We start from the raw sequence: 19191 nt of genomic DNA, 5'->3' as shown, positions 1-19191 counted from the left end.
ACTCAAGAGTCCTGGTCAGAATCGTTCTCCTTATTTCGCTGAACCTTTGTGAGTTTAAAACCGGCATTTTCTACGGTTTCTTTCAGGATTTCATCCGAGGGCATATAGGGCTGTTTGAATGACAGCTTGGCAAAACCTTCCTTGGGATCAATCTCATGAATGGAGATGCCATCCAACTTTTCCAGTGAGCTTTTCAGCCCTCATGCACAGAACTCGCAAGACATGCCCTCAATTTGAAGCGTAATGGCTTTATCTTGCTGTATGGTCGTTGTAGTGTCTGCTTGACCGTAGGCATTGAGTGCAATGGCACCTACTAATATCAATAGAATGGCTGCGATTTTTTTCATACTTACCTCCTTTACATGGTAATTTGTTCTTCAAAAACAGGCTTATTGGCTTTATAAAACCTAATTCACCGGTAATATAAGGCCTGTACCATGGTCGAGAGTCAAATAAAAAAGATGCTTAACTTGTTTTATTGCCTTCACGTACCATCCCACCTTTTTTCCCTCAGTCATATCTGGTAAAAAACACTGTTTTACCTATCCCATTGCTAAGACATTCTCAAAAAGCTTCTCCCTATCCACAGTTATTTAAGCTTAATTTAAGCCTCTATTCTGTATAATGATGTAGAATAACTGGCGATAGCTGGATTCACACATTATTAAAAAAATATTTTGTCAAAATAACATTAATAGGATGGTACTATGGAACACGATCAAGAACATATCAATCATGACCACGCTCATAGTGAGCATCAGCATCATGAACATGATCAGATGCATGACAATCACAAAGAACACAATCAATCCGGTGGTCACTCTAAACACCACGCCCACATGGCCGAAGATTTCCTGAAGCGATTTTGGATTTCTATTGCGCTGACGGTGCCCATCCTGGTGCTGTCTCCGATGATTCAGGCATTCCTTGGACTAGCAGATACCCTCCGGTTTACCGGGGATATTTATATCTCCTTTGTACTCTCCAGCATCGTCTTCTTTTACGGTGGTTGGCCTTTTCTAAAGGGGCTCTACGATGAGCTGAAGGATCGCCAGCCCGGGATGATGACCCTGATCGGGATTGCCATTACGGCCGCCTACGTCTATAGCACGCTGGTGGTGTTTGCCGTGGAGGGACAGGTCTTTTTCTGGGAGCTGGCCACACTGGTGGATATCATGCTAATCGGCCATTACATCGAGATGAAGTCGGTGATGAGCGCCTCCCGTGCTTTGGAAGAGCTGGCTAAATTGATGCCATCGGAAGCTCATGTTGTTCAAGATGATGGGTCCACAAAAGATGTCCCGCTTGAAGAGCTCCAAAAGGGATTTAAAGTATTGGTAAAACCTGGTGAAAAGATTCCTGCTGATGGCGTGGTCCTGGAAGGAAAAAGCTCGGTCAATGAATCCCTGATGACAGGCGAATCAAAGCCGGTATCCAAACAACAGGATGACGAAGTAATCGGGGGATCCCTAAATGGAGAAGGATCTCTTACTATTGAAGTAAATCGAACGGGTGAAGACTCCTTTCTCTCCCAGGTCATTGATCTTGTACGGCAGGCACAAGAAAGTAAATCACGCACCCAGGACCTAGCCAATCGCGCCGCATTCTGGCTGACCATCATTGCGTTAGGTGCCGGTGCGCTTACCTTCTTTGCGTGGATCTTCTTTACTACTGAAGATTTTGTTTTCGCCCTGGAACGTACTGTTACCGTAATGGTGATTGCCTGTCCGCATGCGCTGGGACTGGCTGTCCCGCTGGTCGTAGCCGTTTCCACCAGCCTGGCCGCCCAAAACGGATTCCTGATCCGCAACCGTACCGCGTTTGAGGAAGCCCGTAACCTCGGCGCCATAATCTTCGATAAAACAGGAACGCTTACCCATGGTGAGTTTGGCGTAACAGATGTACTGACATTCAATGGCTTCGACGATAAAGAGCAACTGTTGAGCCTGGCCGGCTCGCTTGAGCAGAACTCAGAACATCCAATTGCCCGGGGCATCGTAAAAGCTACAGACGGGTTAATGAAAGTAGAAGAGTTTAACTCTATTACAGGAAAAGGAATTGAAGGTCGCATAGATGGCAAACAGGTCAAAGTGGTAAGCCCCGGTTACCTGCGTGAAAATAATATTGAACTCCCGACAGAACAGTATGAGCAGCTTTCCGGTCAGGGGAAAACCGTGGTATTCGTCATTATTGACGATAGACTTCAGGGGGCGATCGCCCTTGGCGACAGTATCCGGGAAGATTCCCGCGAGGCTATTCAAAGCCTCCATGATATGGGTATTCAATGTATCATGCTCACCGGCGATAACCGTCAAACAGCCGCCTATGTGGCCAATGAGCTCGGGCTGGATGATTACTTTGCCGAGGTATTGCCGGAAGAAAAAGCGGCCAAAATAAAAGAAGTGCAACAGCGCGGACTTAAAGTGGCTATGACCGGCGACGGGGTAAACGATGCTCCTGCCCTTGCGCAGGCCGATGTGGGTATCGCCATCGGGGCCGGCTCGGATGTGGCCGTGGAAACCGGCGATATCATCCTGACACAGAGCAATCCCAAAGATGTGGCTTCGCTGATTGCTCTGGCCAAAGCCACCTACCGCAAGATGGTACAGAACCTGTGGTGGGCCACCGGTTACAACGCCTTTGCCATACCGTTGGCTGCCGGCGTGCTATATACCTACGGCATCATACTGAGTCCGGCGCTGGGCGCGGTACTGATGTCACTCAGCACGGTGATCGTGGCCATCAACGCCCGTTTCCTTAAAATCGAACGCTAAACGAAGACTACTATGAAACTTGTCAAAGCCTATATAAGACCGATGCTGCTGGAAGACGTTTACTCTGCCCTGCGCAAAGGGGGCCACTGCTGCATGACCGCCTTCGAAGGCGAAGGTACCGGCCGATACAGTGACCCGGACCGTCAACACGGGTCTCTAAATTTTCCGGCTATGCATACCCACATCGTCAAGATTGAAATTGCAGCTAAGGAGGAGGATGTGAGTTCAATAGTTGAGATCATTAAAAAACATGGCCGCACCGGACGATCTGGTGACGGAATTGTATTTGTATCACCCATTGAGCAACCCATACGGATACGAGATGGGAAACAGGGGGCTGATATACTCAATTAATTAAGCTCCACACTTTAAGGTTACCTTAAGGGAGGTTGTTGTATGTTACAGTAGAACATCAAAACCTATTAAATCTTAAAAGACCAAAAATACTATGGAATATTTCACATCACAAAAAGTAGATCTCTCCTATGATCAGGCCATAGAAAAAGTAACCGGCCTACTCGAAGAAGAGGGCTTTGGCGTGTTGACGGAAATCGATGTCAAGGATACCCTGAAAAAGAAGCTGGATGTAGATTTTAAAAAGTATAAAATCCTGGGTGCCTGCAACCCAAACTTTGCCCACAAGGCGCTGCAGGCGGAAGATAAGATCGGCGTGATGCTGCCCTGCAATGTCATCGTAGAAGAAAATGAAGATGGCACGGTAGAAGTTTCAGCCGTAAACCCAGTGGCCTCAATGCAGGCCGTATCCAACGAAGGGCTTCAGCCTATTGCTGATGAGGTCCGAAAGAGATTAGAAAAGGTAATCAACAATCTATAACAAGAAATCAATTAGAATTTAATCCAAAATTAAGGTGACCACTATGAAACGCTTAACACTTATTCTATCAGCATTTTTTCTTATCACTAGTTTAGGTTTTGCCCAACAGCAAAACAAAGATATGCAAATGAAAAAACAACAGATGATGGAGATGATGCAAGACTCCACCATGCGTGCCATGATGATGGAACATATGGCCCAAAATCCCGAGATGCGCCAGCAAATGATGCAAAACATGATGCAAAGTATGGATATGGACAGCACCATGATGATGGGGAATATGCAAAAGATGATGAATAATCCCCAGATGAAGCAGCGTATGCAAAAACACATGGAAATGATGCAGTCCATGATGGACGGCAAGGAAATGGATCACTCCAACATGATGAAGATGATGGGCGACTCCTCCATGATGAAGATGCACATGATGTGCATGCAGATGATGCAGGGAGACTCCAAATCGGATATGAACAACATGAAAAAGGGGGACCACAAGCATAATCACTAATCACGTCCACCTTTAATCTTTCTGCCGGACAAGAATGCTGTTGTCCGGCAGAGTTTTACCTATAGCAACCCGAGGAAACGCTCATGGAAGAACTTACAACTTTTAGCAACGGCTGGTTGGTTATTCTTTGGCTTGGTGCGCTGCTGGTTACACTGGGCGTCTGGATATGGGCTTCAAAGAAGAAATCACTGGGCCTGATTGAAGATGCCAAAAACCATGTGTACAGGCAACGACAGGCCGATCAACACAATCGTAAAAATGAGAACAAAACTCATGGATAAACACACCCTCTGGATGATCATCGGTTGCGGCGTGCCGCTTCTGCTACTGTTTTTTGCGCCTCTATTAGGGTTGAGTAGCAGCATAACCATCTTTCTTTTTGTCATAGCCATGTTTGCCTGCCATATCCTGATGATTGGTCACCACCGAAAAGGATCCAAACATCAAGATCATCAACATTAAATTCGGAGGTCACTATGAAAACGCTAAACATCAAAAAAATGGGATTGGCTGTTGGCGCTACCGGCGCTGTTCTATATATCGGCTGTATTATCCTGATGGTTTCGGTGGGAAGAGAGGGGACTATTTTCTTCTTTAACAGCCTATTACATGGACTGGATGTAGAACCCATAATTCGCATGAGTGTCCCGCCATTGGATGCATTCTTTGGCATCATACAAACCTTTATCCTGGGTTGGTTGATTGGGGCATTGGTTGCGTCTATTTATAATATCGGCATAGGTGAGGAAGAAGAGCAGTAACGGTTTCCCTCCCCCCTGAAAATCGTGTCCAAATATGAATATGCAATACGTTTGGCTTATATGGTCCCTACTCATCCTACTGTTGTGGGGAATCATCTTCGTTTATACAAAGTCCATCAGAGCAGAAATGCTAAAGGTAAGCCTCTGGACGATGCCCATGGGACTTACCGAGCCGCTCTTTGTGCCTGAATACTGGACGCCGCCCTCCCTGTTTAATCTGGCAGAGCTTACCGGTTTTGATATTGAAAGCCTTATTTTTTCTTTTGCGATCGGTGGAATTGGAGCGGTGCTGTATAAGGTGATTACTCCCGTAAACACCATTAGCGTTTCGGATCATGATCGCAGGCACAAACGCCACCGGTTTCATTTACTTAGCCTGTTTACTCCACCCGTCGCTTTTCTCATACTTGCCCTGTTTACACCACTCAATCATATTTATTGCGGGTCGATCGCCATGTTTGCAGGAGGAGCTTCAGCTATGCTCTGCCGGCCCGATCTGACCCGGAAAATCTGGATTAGCGGCCTACTATTTACAGGGCTGTATTTCATCTATTTTACCACTTTGAATATGGTCTTTCCTGATTACGTAGAACATGTCTGGACGCTTGAGAAGCTGTCCGGTCTGGTGATCGCCGGGATACCGCTGGAAGAGTATCTTTTTGCCTTTACCTTTGGCATGTACTGGTCCAGCCTGTACGAACACCTCACCTGGCACAGGCTACAACCTGCCTGATGAGTCAAGTCTATTCTGTGTATTGCCAAAATAATTAGAAGAACGCCTTCCGGTTTAAGCTTTATTTCAGCAATACCCTCGTATGTTCTACCAAAGAACATGACATCCGTTAATTCAATCAAAAATTATTATTATGGAAATACTAAAAAGCCTGCCTCGCAATCTTGCGGATAAACTTGGCGAGCTATTGGGTAACGCTCAGCTGCAGGAAGTTCCGGTAAGAGTAGAGACCAAAAATCATCCGAATGCATATAAGATGAATAGGTACCATCATATACGCGGGTAACACTTTGAAACAGGCACTTATTTTTTAGGACGCTTTGAAATACTTCCTCACAAACTCCTCTTGAGTCTTTAGGAGGGTTTGGGGAGGTCCAAACAAAGGTATTTCAAAGGCCCCTTTTTATTCAATAAATAACCACCAATCGAAAGAACACTGCCATGAAATGGTCACTTTACATCGGAAAACCTGCAGGTATCAAGGTCTTTATTCACTGGACCTTTATTCTGCTGATTATCTGGCTCTCCTGGATGCACCTGCAACAGGGACACGGTCTTGTTGAGATAACCATGGGCCTGTTGTTCCTGACGGCCCTTTTTGCTTGTGTGACGCTACATGAGTTTGGTCATGCACTTACAGCCCGACGATACGGTATCGAAACGCAGGATATCAATTTATTGCCCATTGGTGGAGTGGCCCGTCTGGAACGCATGCCCGAAGACCCCAAACAGGAACTGGCGGTGACCATCGCAGGGCCGGCGGTTAATGTGGTTATCGCCATCGGGTTGTACCTCATCATGCTGGTATTGGGGCAAAGCAATATGGAACTGAGCCACCACGTAACCGGCGGCAATTTCCTGGCCGACCTGCTGGTAATTAACATTATTTTGGTACTATTTAACCTGATACCTGCTTTCCCGATGGACGGCGGGCGGGTGCTCCGGGCATTGCTGGCCTTCAAAATAAAAAGAAGCAAAGCCACCCGGGTGGCCGCTTCGGTCGGTCAACTGCTGGCCATCGGATTCGTCCTGATTGGCCTCTTCTATAATCCGTTTTTGCTGTTTATCGGAATTTTCATATTCCTGGGAGCCGGTGCCGAAGCCCGGCAGGTTTCGATGGCTGAATCTGTAAGACACCTGACGGCCAAAGATATCGTTACGGGCAACTATCCGGGCGTAACGCTCAGCGCCACGGTGGCCAAGGCCGCTTCAGCGATGCTTGAAAACCCGGCTTCAGAGGTAGTCGTTACCAATGGCGACCGGTTTGAGGGTCTGGTCTCCCATGCATCGATTATCAAAGCGTTACAGGAAGGCAAATCTAATCGTCCGGTAGTCGAAATTATCCGGGAAGACGTCCAAACCATTCCACCTGACATCACTTTACTGGAGTTGATTTCCGCCACTCAGGTCGAGGGGCAATCTATCTACCCGGTGGTTGAGGAGGGGAAGTTATTAGGCGTTATAACAGATCATAACCTGAACGATATCATGCGGGCACGACAAACGCTGTCCGCCCATATCGAAGAATAATTGCCAAAGCAGTGAGAACTACGCAAATTTAAGCTTGTTTTAAGGCACGGGCTTTATTTTACAGACAGCACCTTGCTACAACTGACAAATAATGGCACAGCATATATTCAACAGTAACATAATACCTTAGCACCATGTTTTACGATCATCACTTTATAGGCATGCACTGGATCTGGTGGATTATCATCATAGCCATCATTCTGCTGGTGGTTTTTAATGTTATTCCCTACCGACCGACAACCGATGGCGGCGAAGATGCCATAGATATTTTAAAAAAGCGGTTTGCCCGCGGAGAAATTGAACGGGAAGAATTTGAGGAACGAAAAAAGATTTTAAAACAGAATAAATGACTCACTATAACAATCTGATCACTATGGAAACAATAAAAGTAGCCGTAAACGGATATGGCGTCATCGGAAAACGGGTGGCGGAAGCAGTAACCCTGCAAGAAGATATGGAACTGGTGGGCATCGGCGATATAGCCGCCGACTGGAGAATTAAAGCCGCAGCCGCCAAAGGATATGCCGTGTTTGCCAATACCGAAGAAGGCCGCAAGGCAATGAAGAAAGAACATATTCCGGTAGCCGGCGATCTTGACGACCTGCTTGAGCTCGCTGACCTGGTGGTGGATTGCGCTCCCAAAAAGTTCGGGGCCCAGAATGCCAAACGGTATAAAACGGCAGGTGTGAAATATATTGTGCAGGGCGGGGAGAAACACGAGACGACCGGGCATTCCTTCAGCGCGGAAAACAATTATGTATCAGCGCTGGGAAAAGAAGCGACCCGCGTAGTCTCCTGCAACACCACCTCCATCGTAAGGACCCTGAGCGCATTAAAACGGGCGGGACTGCTTAACAAAGCACGTGGCACACTGCTGCGACGTGCTACTGATCCGTGGGAGAGCCACAAAAACGGCATCATGAATACGCTGGTGCCAGAGCCGGAGATACCCAGCCACCAAGGTCCGGATGCCCAGAGCGTAGACCCTGAACTGGATGTGGTAACCGCAGCGGTGAAAGTGCCGGAAACACTGAGCCACCTGCACTACTGGACCGTTCAATTGACCAGAGAAGCATCTAAAGAGGAAGTGCTGGAAGCTTTAGGCACTTCAACGCGAACCGCATTTATCAATATGAGCGACGATCTTTCGGCCAACAATGCCGTTAAGGAGCTGATGCTGGACCTGGGGCGCCCGCACGGCGATATGTACGAAGTGGCCATCTGGGAGGATATGCTCAAAGTGGAAGGTGACGAGCTGTACTACGCCTACCTGGTCGATAACCAGGCCATCGTCATTCCCGAAACCATTGATGCGATCCGGGCGCTTACCGGAATTGAACCCGACCCCAACAAATCCATTGAAAAGACAAACCGGTCGCTGGGTATTACACAGAGATTCCTTTAGATAGACCCGGTTATTTTACCAACATAGATTAAAACAAAACGGAATAATAATATGGAAAGAGGAATAGAACATTCGGGAGCCTGGGTGGTAGCGATTTTTGTTATCGTTATTGCTTCCTGGCTATTATACAAGTACATGGCACCCAAAACCTGGCGGGAGTGGGTGGGAGCCGGATTGATTCAGGGCTTTATCATCGCGCTGTATGCAGAAATGTATGGCTTTCCTCTTACTATTTATCTGATGGTGCGGTTCCTGGGGTTGGATAGTGGTAGTGGTGATCTAAACGCCAACCTTTGGTCTACTTTAGTGGGCGTTGGTGAAACGGGTATGATGATCTCTATGATCGCGGGTTATATCCTGCTTTTTATTGGCTTCGGAATTTTTATCCAGGGCTGGCGCCAACTCTATCGTGCAAAAGAGGAAAACAGGCTCGCAACAGACGGCTTATACAGCCTGGTCAGGCATCCCCAATATACGGGGTTGTTTATCGGGCTTTTTGGAGAGGGTGTCATTCACTGGCCCACCATATTCTCGGTAGGCCTGTTCCCGGTCATCGTTATCGCTTATGTTCTGCTTGCCAAAAGGGAAGAGAAGAAAGTGATCGAGGAGTTTGGAGAAGAGTATCTCAAGTACAAGCAGAACGTCCCGGCCTTCCTTCCGGTGAAAGACAACTGGAAACAGTTTATTCAACGGTCCGGTAATGCTCCTGAAAACCCAGACTAAGCGGATTTATTGCCGAACAAAATATCATCCGTGAAGAAACCCGTACTACCGTAGAATATTTCGCGTCAACATCTCGGTGCAGTATACTTTCCTTTTCCTTTATCTGCTAAAATTTTCTATCCCCGAAGAAATTTAAGCTTCTCTTAAGCAAGTCGCTATTACATTACCCCTGTAATGCTTTGGCAGTGATACCTGTTGGTATCGAAAAAGATGTCGGACGGTTGCCGATAATCAATCGATACTCTTTGAAACCTAAAATTGGATAAAACTATGGCACAGATTACAGTCACTAAGGCATCCGGAGAACAAGAACCGTATAACGAGTCCAAGCTGCGCCGCTCTTTGGCCAGCGCCGGAGCCGAAAAGCAACTAATTGATCAAATTGCCGGGGCAATCAGTGATATGCTTTATGATGGCATCTCCACACAGAAAATTTACAAAGAGGCGTTCCGCCTGCTACGTCAATACTCTGACCGTACAGCCGGACGGTATAAGTTAAAAGAGGCCATTTTAGAGCTGGGCCCCACCGGCTATCCTTTTGAAAAGTTTGTGGGAGAGCTGCTCAACAGGTTGGGATATAAAACTAAAATCGGTGTGATTGTCGAAGGCAATTGTGTTTCTCATGAAATTGACGTGATTGCGGAAAAAGAGGATGAGCACTTCATGATCGAGTGCAAATTTCACAACCGGAAAGGGCACAAATGCAATGTCAAGATCCCACTGTATATTCAATCCCGTTTCAAGGATGTAGAAAAGAACTGGAGCAGCCAACCCGGCCACCGGCACAAACACCACCATGGATGGGTTGTCACCAACACCCGCTTTACCGAAGATGCCCTGCAATACGGAGCCTGCGTCGGGCTGAAGCTGCTGAGCTGGGATTATCCCAAACACGAAGGACTGAAAGACCTCATAAGCGAAGTAAATTTACATCCTATAACGTGCCTATCCACCCTGCACAAGGAAGAGAAACAGTTCCTGCTTGAAAAGAATGTTGTTTTCTGCATGCAGTTATGTGAGGACAATAAAATACTTGACCCGTTGGGACTGGACAACAGGCAGCAAAATAAGGTCCTGAAAGAGGCACGAGCTATCTGCAATTATAATACCATTGAACAATGAGACGCTCAGCAAACATACACTTCCTCGGAGCGGCCGGAACCGTAACCGGCTCCAAATACCTGGTAGAGCTTCCGGGTAAAACCATACTGGTGGATTGCGGCATGTTCCAGGGCGTCAAAAAACTGCGTCAGCTTAACTGGCAACAGCTCCCGTTCGATGTCTCCCGGATTGATTTCGTATTGCTGACCCACGGACACATGGACCATACCGGCTTTTTGCCGCGCTTGGTAAAGATGGGATACAACGGCCCGATCCGGGGCACGGCTCCCACGCTGGACATCGCCGAAATCATCCTCCGCGACAGCGCGAAAATCCAGGAGGAAGATGCCGGAAGGGCTAATGAAAAAGGTTTTACTAAACATGATCCTGCCGTACCCTTGTATGATACCGATGATGTGGACCGTACACTCCCTCTTTTTGAAGATCAACAAGATGGGAAATGGATAGCCATTGATAACAATATCAGCGTCCGGTTTCAATATAACGGTCACATTTTGGGGGCTACCTTTATTGAAATCGAAGCCCATGGCAAGCGCTTCGTTTTTTCCGGGGACGTAGGCCGGATACTTGATCCGCTGTTGAAAGCGCCCCAAAAGCCACAAAAAGCAGATGTGCTGCTGATCGAAAGCACCTATGGTGATCGCTTCCATCCGGTTGAAGATGTAGAAGTCAAGCTTCAGCGCATCGTTCAACAGACGGCCGCAAAGGGCGGTACGCTCATCATCCCCAGTTTTGCCGTGGAGCGCACGCAACTGCTGATGTACCTGCTTTGGCAGCTGGACCGTTCTAACAAGCTCCCTTCGTCTCTGCCGGTCATTATGGACAGCCCAATGGGCGCCAGCGTGCTGGAACTGTTCCACAAGCATGCCCAATGGCACACTCTGAGCCCGCAAGAGTGCACGGAGATGTGCCGCAGAATTCGCTTGGTTCAGTCCTTCAAAGAAACCTGGGACATCATTGATGACCCACAGCCCAAAATTATAATTGCCGGCAGCGGCATGGTCACCGGCGGACGGGTGCTCACCTACCTGCAGCAGTATATAGGCCGGCCCGAAACCACCGTGATGCTGGCGGGTTACCAGGCCGAAGGCACCCGCGGGCGACAGCTACTTGAGGGAGCTGGAGAATTAAAATTTTACGGAAAATATTATCCGGCACGGGCACGCGTCGAGTACCTGCAAGGGTTGTCTGGTCATGCCGACCAGCGTGAACTGCTGGACTGGGCCGGCGATATCACCGAAGCCCCGGAAAAGGTGTACATCGTTCACGGCGAACCCCAAGCTTCGGATATCCTGCGGGTAAAACTGAACGATCTTTTTGGCTGGAAGGCGGAGATACCGGAGCTATATGACATTAAAGAACTAAATCTTTAAAGAGGTTATCCGTTATGGAAGAAGCTTCAACGACACTCAACTTAAAATGGCTGGGCATCGATACCCAGAAGGAGTTTGTGGTATATATGCGGTCGGATTGCCCGGTGTGTGTCTCCGAAGGATTCTCAGCCCTGACCCGGCTGATGGTGACCGTTAGGGGCAACACCATTATAGCTACACTCAACGTTATTGATTCTGATCTGCTTGGCCATAACGAAGCAAGCCTGTCAATAAGCGCCTGGGACAAACTTGATGCCCAGGAAGGAGACCAAATCCATTTTGCTCACCTGCAGCCCGCCGGGTCCATGAGTAAGGTACGGGCCAAAATTTATGGTCAAACGCTCGGGCTGGAAGCCTATGAGCATATCATCTCGGATATTGCCAACCACAAATATTCGACGGCTGAACTTGCCGCTTTCGTTACCGCCTGCGCCGGAGACCGGCTAAAGTTGAATGAAATCATTTCTCTTTCCCGGGCCATGATCAAGGCCGGATCACAGCTTACTTGGACCCGCGACATTATTGCCGACAAGCACTGCGTGGGTGGTTTGCCGGGCAATCGTACTACGCCCATTATAGTAGCCATTTCAGCGGCGGCTGGACTTACTATTCCGAAAACCTCTTCACGGGCTATTACTTCTCCGGCGGGAACGGCCGACACCATGGAAACCATGGCGCCGGTCGATCTTTCTATCAATCAAATAAGAAAAGTGGTGGAACAGGAAGGCGGCTGTGTGGTTTGGGGCGGGGCTGTTAGGCTGAGTCCGGCTGATGACATTCTGATCGGGGTGGAACGGGCGCTGGATATCGACAGCGAGGGACAGATGATTGCCTCCGTACTGTCAAAAAAAGCGGCAGCAGGTTCCACCCATGTGATCATCGACATCCCGGTTGGACCTACCGCTAAGGTGAGAACTTCTGAAGCGGCACAACAACTAAGCGGGTACTTCTCTTCGGTAGGATCAGCCATCGGCCTGACCGTTGAAGTTATCCAAACCGAAGGTGCCCAGCCTGTGGGTCGCGGTATCGGTCCGGCGCTGGAGGCACGGGATGTTCTGGCGGTATTGCAGAACAGCCAGAATGCACCCGAAGATTTAAAGCAGCGAGCCCTGTTGCTGGCGGGAAGCCTGCTGGAAATTGCCGGGCTTGCTACGCACGGCGAAGGCGAAAGCAGAGCTGAATCCATCCTGATCAGTGGAAAAGCGTGGGAAAAGTTTCATGCCATCTGTGAAGCTCAGGGTGGTTATCGAGAACCAGAAACAGCCCCCTTTACGCATGAAATCACAGCAGAACACCCTGGAACGGTTTCAGCCATTGATAATCGCCGGCTGGCAAAAATAGCCAAACTGGCCGGGGCGCCACACGATGCCACGGCCGGGCTGACGCTTCATACGGTCCTTGATACCAGGATCGAAACAGGCCAGCCACTGATAACCATCCACGCAGAAGCCCGCGGCACCCTCAAATATGCCCTGGAGTATGTTCAATCGCAATCAAATATCCTGGAGATCACATCATGAAATCCCTTATTTTTGCACTGCCCGGAAATGAAACACTGGCGAAGTCGCTAGTAAAATCGGTTGATGCCGAAATCGGACAGGCTGAGATCCGTTCTTTTCCCGACGGTGAAACCTATATCCGGGTCGCATCGGATGTGAAAAACAGGAGGTGCATCTTGGTCTGCAGCCTGGATCGTCCCGACAGTAAACTGCTCCCCCTGTATTTCTTGTCTCAAACCATCAAAAACCTGGGCGGACGGTGTACTTGCCTGGTGGCCCCATACCTGGCGTACATGCGTCAGGACAAGCAGTTCAAGCCCGGAGAAGGCGTCACCTCGAAATATTTTGCGGCCCTGGTTTCGCAGTTTGCCCATTCGCTTATAACAGTGGATCCGCACCTGCACCGCCGCAGTTCACTGGCAGAAATTTATTCCATACCCACAGAAGTTGTCCATGCCGCAGCCCATATATCAAACTGGATTAAAAATAACGTGGATCAACCGGTGCTAATCGGTCCGGACAGTGAAAGTGAGCAGTGGGTGGCAGAGGTAGCCCGAGATGCAGGCGCCCCGTTCATTATCCTGGAGAAAACCCGCCGCGGCGACCGCGATGTGGAAGTCTCGGTACCACGGGTTGAAACATACAAGGATCATACGCCCGTTTTGGTGGATGACATTATTTCCACTGCCCGTACCATGATTGAGACGGTTGGCCATCTGGAACGGGCCGGGATGAAGGCTCCCGTTTGTATCGGCGTTCATGCGGTATTTGCCGGTGATGCTTACAACGAACTACAGGATGCAGGGACTAAACAAATTGTAACCTGCAATACCATTCCTCATCCCTCTAACCAAATAGGGCTTGAGAAGCTCTATGTGGATTTTATTCAAAACACGAATTTTTACTAAAAAAAGATGAATATGAAACTGAACAACGAGGAAAAAACCATGGAGATTAGCAAGGAACCCGAAGAAAATTCAACGATAATCATTTACTGCAAGGAGTGGTGCGACTACCTACGCGAGCTGGTTCATCTACTGCGGGAGAAGCAGAGGTCATTTACCTTCATTGACCTGCGGTTCGATACGGAAAAAGCTAAGCAGCTGGTATCGGTATTGGGCAATCCGCTAATTTTGCCGGTACTTGCAATTGATGACACCTATTATGAAAAACCGCCTATTTCAACTGTTGCAGACATACTAGACTTGAATGGATGGAAACAGCAATTTGACAAGAAGTTCTATGGTACCTAAACGACTGAAGCATGATAACATCTATTAGCGTTATGAAAACTATCAACGTTACCAAAGCCTCCGGAGACAGAGAACCTTTCAATAAGGCCAAGCTTCGCCGTATGCTGGTTGCTACCGGTGCTGATTCCAAAGTGATTGACCAGGTAATTAAGGCTATAGAGGATAAACTCTATGATGGTATTTCTACCCAAAGGATAACAGAAGAAGCATTTCGCCAGCTACCAAAAAAATCAGAAAATATTCGATTCGATAAGATACCAACAGAACACGAACCACCTTCCGACTTTAATAGTGAAAGACTGAATAGGTTGCAACGCCACGCTTTTGATTATTTCTTGCATGAAACCAATCCAAATAACGGGCTGGTAGCAGACAATTCACAGTTGGGCGCGCCTGCCAGTATAGCATCGGTCGGTTTTGCATTAGGAGCCTATGTGGTGGGAGTCGAACGCGACTGGATATCACGAAGAGAAGCAATTCAACGTACCTTATCCACCCTGCGCTTCTTTTGGACCAGCGAGCAAAGTCCCGCTCCAAATGCTACCGGACACAAAGGCTTCTATTATCATTTTCTGGATATGAAGACTGGGAAACGTGCCGGTAAGTGCGAATTGTCGACGATCGATACCGGTATTCTGCTGGCTGGCATGCTTCTGGCTGCCGCTTTTTTTGACCGCGATACCAAACAGGAACAGGAAATACGTAATCTGGCCGATGACATTTACCGCCGTGTCGATTGGAAATGGGCCTGCAACGGTAAGGCCACAATCACCCACGGGTGGACACCAGAGGACGGCTTTCTGCCATATCGGTGGGAAGGATATGACGAGGCTGGGCTCCTGTACTTCCTTGCTCTTGGCTCTCCGTCCCAACCGTTGCCGAAGGAAAGCTACAAAGCCTGGACTTCTTCCTATGAATGGAAAAAGATATATGGCCATGAATTCATCTACGGCGGACCGCTGTTTATCCACCAATATTCCCACATCTGGATCGATTTTCGAGGGATCCAGGATGCTTTTATGCGAGAAAAGGGAATCGACTATTTTGAAAATAGCCGCCGGGCTACCTATGTCCAGCATGATTACGCCATACGAAATCCATTAGACTTTAAAGGCTACGGCGAAAATTTCTGGGGAATAACAGCCAGCGACGGCCCGGGTTGGACCACAAAAAAAGTCAACGGCATTGAACGTTCCTTCTTTGGCTATATCGCCCGTGGCGCACCCTACGGACCCGATGATGGCACGATTGCCCCGTGGGCTGTAGTCGCTTCGCTACCCTTCGCCCCGGAAATTGTCTTGCCAACCATCCAAAATTTCCAAGACGTGTATCCCCAGATCACCGGGAAATATTGCCTGAGATGTAGTTTCAATCTTACCTATCCCAATAACCAAAAAAACCGGGATGGGTGGACGTCTTCTTATCATTATGGTATCAATCTTGGGCCGGTTGTCTTGATGATCGAAAATTATAGGACCGGATTGATCTGGAAGCTTATTCGTGGATCCAGGCATCTTGTGAATGGATTAAAAAAAGCAGGATTTAGAAACGGATGGTTATGAATCCTATTAAAAGAAGTTTATCATGAATTAACTTTAACTTGAGAAGAGAGTTAAGATGAATAAAAAAGACGTTGGATTTTATCTGGTAATAGTAGGACTCCTCGTTTTTCTATCCTCATGTCAAATGGGAGGCTCTGGCTACATGAGTGAGGAACAACGGGAGGAATTAGAAACCGCCTATGATTCTCTGCAATCTAATTACAAAAAGCTGTTGACAAATTATGAAGGCGCAATGGACACGCTGCCTTCGGACTTACAATCACTTTACAGCCAGATGCAGAAGATGCACGGCAACATGGATGTCAGCCACCGCCAAATGATGACTGGCAACATGGGACGTCATATGCAGGGCGATAAGATGATGGGGCAAGGCATGGGCATGCACATGCAGGGTCATATGACCGGTGAGTGGTATGACCAGATGATGGGCATGCACGATCAGATGGCCCGAATGCACCAACGAATGGGGCAACAAAATATGGCCAGAATGAACCGCCGCCTCTCTGAAGAGTATGGAAATATGAGAAAGATGGTTCCCGGACTGGATGAGCCTAGCGAGACACCTTTCAATGAGGAAGGGGATCCGGCCTTATTAAATGGTGAAAACCTATATTCTCAAAACTGTTCCTCCTGTCATGGCGGTAATGGGGAAGGCGTTTCAGGCGTTTTTCCACCACTGGTCGATTCTGAGTGGATTACCAGCGATAAATCTGTTCCAATTCGCATTCTGCTTCATGGGCTTTCGGGGGAAATCGAAGTCAACGGACAATCTTATCAGGGCAGCATGCCTTCTTTTAAAGCACGGCTCAGTGCAGCGGAAATGGCTGCTATTTTGAATTATCTAAGGGATGAAAGCGTAGGTAATCATTCGAATATTTCCCAAGAAGACATCATCCGAATTAGCAATACCTACAGCGACCGAGCTACTCCTTGGAATGCAGAAGAGTTGAATGTACAAGAACAAGGCAACCAATAATATGCATGCTGAGTCTAATAAAACGGCACTTGTTCTCTGCGGAGGTGGGGCCCAAGGCGCTGCCGAAATTGGTTTCTATCAAGCTATGGTGGAGCAGGGGGTAAAGCCGGATTATATTATTGGCACTTCAATTGGGGCTATTAACGGGGCTTTCATTGCCTCTGGACTAGATATAAGTCAATTAAAAGAACTATGGAAAGGAATTTCAGAACAGAAACTTTACCGGTTCAACCCGGAGCTTCTATGGAAATGGGGCAATGCTTCTAGTTTGTTCAAACCCACAGGTATAAAACATTTCCTAAAAAGGAATCTACCAGTCGATACTTTTGAAGAACTCGATATCCCGCTGACGGTAGTAGCAACCGACCTTCAAAAAGCTGGTTCCACCTATATTGATAACGGTGAATTACTACCTGCCCTGTTAGCAAGTTGTGCCCTTCCGGTATATTTTCCTCCGCAAATTATAAATGGCAATCAACTGGTTGATGGAGGGATCACCAACAATATCCCTATAGACAAAGCTTACGAGCTGGGAGCAGATGCCATTTATTGCATGTTGAGCAATTGCAGGCACCAGTTTAAAAACACGGTAAATGGACTGTTTAATATGATTATTCGTACTGCCCAAGTCAGTCAACACGAAAAATTGAGAAATGATATTCAAAAAATTGCTGCCAATACAGAGCTGTACCTATTGGATCTCTGTATTAATACCCGTCTCACGAGCGTGCTGGATTTCAGCAAGACTGAAATGATCATTGAAGAAGCATACCAATTTTCCAAACGAGCCCTGGAGCAAGGATATGGATGCGTTCCTCTGCCAATTGACCGCTCTTAAAAGTCTACCCGAAACCTTACAAAAACTTGATCCAACTCTTCCCAGCTGTTAAAAAGGGTTCCTTCTTCTCCCCATATCAGGAATGCACCTAATCCGGCTTCTAAATTGTCGATGGCCTGGTAGGTAAGCTCCGACGAAAGTCCGTACCCCAGTTGTTCCCAATCGTTGACTTCCAGGGTATTATTCAAAGCAACTAACACATCTTCATTAAAAAAGTCCTGCTCAAGTCGTATTACAAAATAGTCGTTCAAATTTTCTGTCCCCCGATCGGTGAAAAATCCATGCATCCACTGGGTATTCAGGTAGATACCATTTGTGAAAGTATAATCACCACCAATCGTAAATTTCAGATAGGGGTCATCTTCCAATTGGATTTCCCGGCTTGAAAAACCATTTACATCTGAAATCAACTCCACCTTTTCAGGTAAGAACAGACCAGCCTCTCCCCATATTCCTATTCCCGAAAGCTCAGTCACAACATCAGCTCCAATAACCTGCATCCTAGGGAATTCCATCTCTATTTGGGGCTGTAGTGGCGGAAAGATAGTCAAGCTTGTTGCTATAGGGATATCATCATAGCCATTAAAGTAACTAATGGAATAATCCCATTTATCGATGCTGCCATCCCAGCGAAAGGCAAACATGCTGTTTGCAGACGTCCGGTCGGGAAGGTTCAATTCGTCATTGAATGCACCCAAATCACCCAGAAATAAGGTAGACCCATTCCGGGGAAGTAGAACCGGGGTAATGCCCGGCAACCATACTCCCGTTAACCGGCTGTCATCAAAATACCAGGTCCCCTTGAACGCCCAAGAAGGAGCCATCTCAGTAAAGTTAACAAAATCGGAAAAATCATTGGGGTTCAGGTTGTCGGTGGGATTCAGCTTGTCGGCCCGTCCCCAGGCAATGCGCTGTTTTCCAACGCGGATGTCCAAATCATCAAATAGGAATCCATAGACATCGATAAAAGCCTCCCACACCGAAAGCTCATGGGGAAATTCGGATTCCAAGCGTTCCAAGTCACTCAATGATTGTGGATCAGGGAAATCGTAAAACCGAAGGTCCATGCTGGTGAATATATACAACCGGGATCCTGCCGGGGCACTCATTTCCAGCCGGAATTGATTATAGAAATTATCGATATAGGTGCTATCTCCGCCCGTCACAAACCGCTTGTCCAACTGTAGGAAACCGCTAAAGGTGGGTTGGGCATTAGTCAGCTGCGTATTGACCATGAGCAAGAACATGAGGGAAAGCCCCATACTTATAAATAACGATATGACTTTTTTTCGGACCATA

The 19191-nt window shown here is 47.7% G+C and carries 23 protein-coding genes; 20 read left to right on the top strand and 3 right to left on the bottom strand.

What is annotated here, in order from left to right:
- Positions 1-2: 2 nt before the first annotated feature.
- Both NC796_RS10160 and NC796_RS10155 read right to left on the bottom strand, forming a co-directional pair.
- Positions 3-176 (bottom strand): hypothetical protein, encoded by a 174-nt coding sequence (locus NC796_RS10160; RefSeq protein WP_310684283.1) that lies wholly within the window; start codon positions 174-176, stop codon positions 3-5.
- Positions 177-200: 24 nt separating this feature from the next.
- Positions 201-347 (bottom strand): hypothetical protein, encoded by a 147-nt coding sequence (locus NC796_RS10155; RefSeq protein ID WP_310684282.1) that lies wholly within the window; start codon positions 345-347, stop codon positions 201-203.
- 360 nt (positions 348-707) lie between these two features.
- On the opposite strand from NC796_RS10155, the gene NC796_RS10150 reads away from it, so the two are divergent.
- From NC796_RS10150 to NC796_RS10055, 20 genes are all read left to right on the top strand, one after another.
- Complete coding sequence (locus tag NC796_RS10150; protein WP_310684281.1) at positions 708-2774, top strand: copper-translocating P-type ATPase; 2067 nt, start codon at positions 708-710, stop codon at positions 2772-2774.
- Between the two features lie 12 nt (positions 2775-2786).
- Entirely contained in the window at positions 2787-3128 is a 342-nt protein-coding gene (locus NC796_RS10145; protein WP_310684280.1) for a P-II family nitrogen regulator, read from the top strand.
- A 94-nt stretch (positions 3129-3222) separates the two neighbouring features.
- Complete coding sequence (locus NC796_RS10140) at positions 3223-3609, top strand: DUF302 domain-containing protein (protein ID WP_310684279.1); 387 nt, start codon at positions 3223-3225, stop codon at positions 3607-3609.
- 43 nt (positions 3610-3652) lie between these two features.
- The gene (locus NC796_RS10135) at positions 3653-4117 is read left to right on the top strand and encodes a hypothetical protein (RefSeq protein WP_310684278.1); all 465 of its coding nucleotides are present in this window, start codon (positions 3653-3655) and stop codon (positions 4115-4117) included.
- A gap of 83 nt (positions 4118-4200) precedes the next feature.
- The gene (locus NC796_RS10130) at positions 4201-4398 is read left to right on the top strand and encodes a hypothetical protein (protein ID WP_310684276.1); all 198 of its coding nucleotides are present in this window, start codon (positions 4201-4203) and stop codon (positions 4396-4398) included.
- Complete coding sequence (locus tag NC796_RS10125) at positions 4391-4579, top strand: hypothetical protein (protein ID WP_310684275.1); 189 nt, start codon at positions 4391-4393, stop codon at positions 4577-4579. Before NC796_RS10130 ends, NC796_RS10125 begins: the two co-directional genes overlap by 8 nt.
- 14 nt (positions 4580-4593) lie before the next feature.
- A complete protein-coding gene (locus NC796_RS10120; RefSeq protein ID WP_310684274.1) occupies positions 4594-4878 on the top strand; it encodes a DUF5676 family membrane protein in 285 nt (94 codons plus the stop codon).
- A 40-nt stretch (positions 4879-4918) separates the two neighbouring features.
- Positions 4919-5611, top strand: a complete 693-nt coding sequence (locus NC796_RS10115; RefSeq protein WP_409070367.1) for a lycopene cyclase domain-containing protein — start codon at positions 4919-4921, stop codon at positions 5609-5611.
- 441 nt (positions 5612-6052) lie between these two features.
- Positions 6053-7141: a site-2 protease family protein gene (locus tag NC796_RS10110; protein ID WP_310684272.1), complete on the top strand. Its 1089-nt coding sequence runs from the start codon at positions 6053-6055 to the stop codon at positions 7139-7141.
- A 134-nt stretch (positions 7142-7275) separates the two neighbouring features.
- Positions 7276-7491, top strand: a complete 216-nt coding sequence (locus NC796_RS10105) for an SHOCT domain-containing protein (protein ID WP_310684271.1) — start codon at positions 7276-7278, stop codon at positions 7489-7491.
- A gap of 23 nt (positions 7492-7514) precedes the next feature.
- The gene (locus NC796_RS10100; protein ID WP_310684270.1) at positions 7515-8546 is read left to right on the top strand and encodes a type II glyceraldehyde-3-phosphate dehydrogenase; all 1032 of its coding nucleotides are present in this window, start codon (positions 7515-7517) and stop codon (positions 8544-8546) included.
- A 51-nt stretch (positions 8547-8597) separates the two neighbouring features.
- On the top strand, positions 8598-9269 hold the full coding sequence (locus tag NC796_RS10095) for an isoprenylcysteine carboxylmethyltransferase family protein (protein ID WP_310684269.1): 672 nt from the start codon (positions 8598-8600) through the stop codon (positions 9267-9269).
- Positions 9270-9539: 270 nt separating this feature from the next.
- A complete protein-coding gene (locus tag NC796_RS10090; RefSeq protein WP_310684268.1) occupies positions 9540-10391 on the top strand; it encodes a restriction endonuclease in 852 nt (283 codons plus the stop codon).
- Entirely contained in the window at positions 10388-11764 is a 1377-nt protein-coding gene (locus tag NC796_RS10085; RefSeq protein ID WP_310684266.1) for an MBL fold metallo-hydrolase, read from the top strand. Before NC796_RS10090 ends, NC796_RS10085 begins: the two co-directional genes overlap by 4 nt.
- Before the next feature lie 14 nt (positions 11765-11778).
- On the top strand, positions 11779-13284 hold the full coding sequence (locus tag NC796_RS10080; protein ID WP_310684265.1) for a thymidine phosphorylase family protein: 1506 nt from the start codon (positions 11779-11781) through the stop codon (positions 13282-13284).
- Positions 13281-14171, top strand: a complete 891-nt coding sequence (locus NC796_RS10075; protein WP_310684264.1) for a ribose-phosphate pyrophosphokinase — start codon at positions 13281-13283, stop codon at positions 14169-14171. Before NC796_RS10080 ends, NC796_RS10075 begins: the two co-directional genes overlap by 4 nt.
- A gap of 12 nt (positions 14172-14183) precedes the next feature.
- Positions 14184-14516, top strand: coding sequence for a hypothetical protein (locus tag NC796_RS10070; protein ID WP_310684263.1), 333 nt, complete (start codon positions 14184-14186; stop codon positions 14514-14516).
- A 32-nt stretch (positions 14517-14548) separates the two neighbouring features.
- Complete coding sequence (locus NC796_RS10065; RefSeq protein ID WP_310684262.1) at positions 14549-16078, top strand: glucoamylase family protein; 1530 nt, start codon at positions 14549-14551, stop codon at positions 16076-16078.
- A gap of 55 nt (positions 16079-16133) precedes the next feature.
- Positions 16134-17054, top strand: a complete 921-nt coding sequence (locus NC796_RS10060) for a c-type cytochrome (protein ID WP_310684261.1) — start codon at positions 16134-16136, stop codon at positions 17052-17054.
- Positions 17029-17892: a patatin-like phospholipase family protein gene (locus NC796_RS10055; RefSeq protein WP_310684260.1), complete on the top strand. Its 864-nt coding sequence runs from the start codon at positions 17029-17031 to the stop codon at positions 17890-17892. The genes NC796_RS10060 and NC796_RS10055 overlap by 26 nt, the downstream gene beginning before the upstream one ends.
- Here the strand turns inward: NC796_RS10055 and NC796_RS10050 are convergent.
- A complete protein-coding gene (locus NC796_RS10050) occupies positions 17889-19190 on the bottom strand; it encodes a DUF1302 family protein (protein WP_310684259.1) in 1302 nt (433 codons plus the stop codon). The genes NC796_RS10055 and NC796_RS10050 overlap by 4 nt on opposite strands.
- Position 19191 lies beyond the last annotated feature (1 nt).

The sequence above is a fragment of the Aliifodinibius sp. S!AR15-10 genome (genome assembly GCF_031569985.1).
Classification (GTDB): Bacteria; Bacteroidota; Rhodothermia; order Balneolales; family Balneolaceae; genus JAMQKA01.
The sequence above is the reverse complement of the archived record's forward strand: the minus strand, read 5'-3'. Positions and strand labels throughout refer to the sequence as shown.

Excerpts from the sequence above, each read along its gene's own strand:
- NC796_RS10155 (WP_310684282.1), bottom strand. The coding sequence starts at position 347 with ATGAAAAAAATCGCAGCCATTCTATTGATATTAGTAGGTGCCATTGCA.
- NC796_RS10150 (WP_310684281.1), top strand. The coding sequence starts at position 708 with ATGGAACACGATCAAGAACATATCAATCATGACCACGCTCATAGTGAG.
- NC796_RS10145 (WP_310684280.1), top strand. The coding sequence starts at position 2,787 with ATGAAACTTGTCAAAGCCTATATAAGACCGATGCTGCTGGAAGACGTT.
- NC796_RS10140 (WP_310684279.1), top strand. The coding sequence starts at position 3,223 with ATGGAATATTTCACATCACAAAAAGTAGATCTCTCCTATGATCAGGCC.
- NC796_RS10135 (WP_310684278.1), top strand. The coding sequence starts at position 3,653 with ATGAAACGCTTAACACTTATTCTATCAGCATTTTTTCTTATCACTAGT.
- NC796_RS10130 (WP_310684276.1), top strand. The coding sequence starts at position 4,201 with ATGGAAGAACTTACAACTTTTAGCAACGGCTGGTTGGTTATTCTTTGG.
- NC796_RS10125 (WP_310684275.1), top strand. The coding sequence starts at position 4,391 with ATGGATAAACACACCCTCTGGATGATCATCGGTTGCGGCGTGCCGCTT.
- NC796_RS10120 (WP_310684274.1), top strand. The coding sequence starts at position 4,594 with ATGAAAACGCTAAACATCAAAAAAATGGGATTGGCTGTTGGCGCTACC.
- NC796_RS10115 (WP_409070367.1), top strand. The coding sequence starts at position 4,919 with ATGCAATACGTTTGGCTTATATGGTCCCTACTCATCCTACTGTTGTGG.
- NC796_RS10110 (WP_310684272.1), top strand. The coding sequence starts at position 6,053 with ATGAAATGGTCACTTTACATCGGAAAACCTGCAGGTATCAAGGTCTTT.
- NC796_RS10105 (WP_310684271.1), top strand. The coding sequence starts at position 7,276 with ATGTTTTACGATCATCACTTTATAGGCATGCACTGGATCTGGTGGATT.
- NC796_RS10100 (WP_310684270.1), top strand. The coding sequence starts at position 7,515 with ATGGAAACAATAAAAGTAGCCGTAAACGGATATGGCGTCATCGGAAAA.
- NC796_RS10095 (WP_310684269.1), top strand. The coding sequence starts at position 8,598 with ATGGAAAGAGGAATAGAACATTCGGGAGCCTGGGTGGTAGCGATTTTT.
- NC796_RS10090 (WP_310684268.1), top strand. The coding sequence starts at position 9,540 with ATGGCACAGATTACAGTCACTAAGGCATCCGGAGAACAAGAACCGTAT.
- NC796_RS10085 (WP_310684266.1), top strand. The coding sequence starts at position 10,388 with ATGAGACGCTCAGCAAACATACACTTCCTCGGAGCGGCCGGAACCGTA.
- NC796_RS10080 (WP_310684265.1), top strand. The coding sequence starts at position 11,779 with ATGGAAGAAGCTTCAACGACACTCAACTTAAAATGGCTGGGCATCGAT.
- NC796_RS10075 (WP_310684264.1), top strand. The coding sequence starts at position 13,281 with ATGAAATCCCTTATTTTTGCACTGCCCGGAAATGAAACACTGGCGAAG.
- NC796_RS10070 (WP_310684263.1), top strand. The coding sequence starts at position 14,184 with ATGAAACTGAACAACGAGGAAAAAACCATGGAGATTAGCAAGGAACCC.
- NC796_RS10065 (WP_310684262.1), top strand. The coding sequence starts at position 14,549 with ATGAAAACTATCAACGTTACCAAAGCCTCCGGAGACAGAGAACCTTTC.
- NC796_RS10060 (WP_310684261.1), top strand. The coding sequence starts at position 16,134 with ATGAATAAAAAAGACGTTGGATTTTATCTGGTAATAGTAGGACTCCTC.
- NC796_RS10055 (WP_310684260.1), top strand. The coding sequence starts at position 17,029 with ATGTACAAGAACAAGGCAACCAATAATATGCATGCTGAGTCTAATAAA.
- NC796_RS10050 (WP_310684259.1), bottom strand. The coding sequence starts at position 19,190 with ATGGTCCGAAAAAAAGTCATATCGTTATTTATAAGTATGGGGCTTTCC.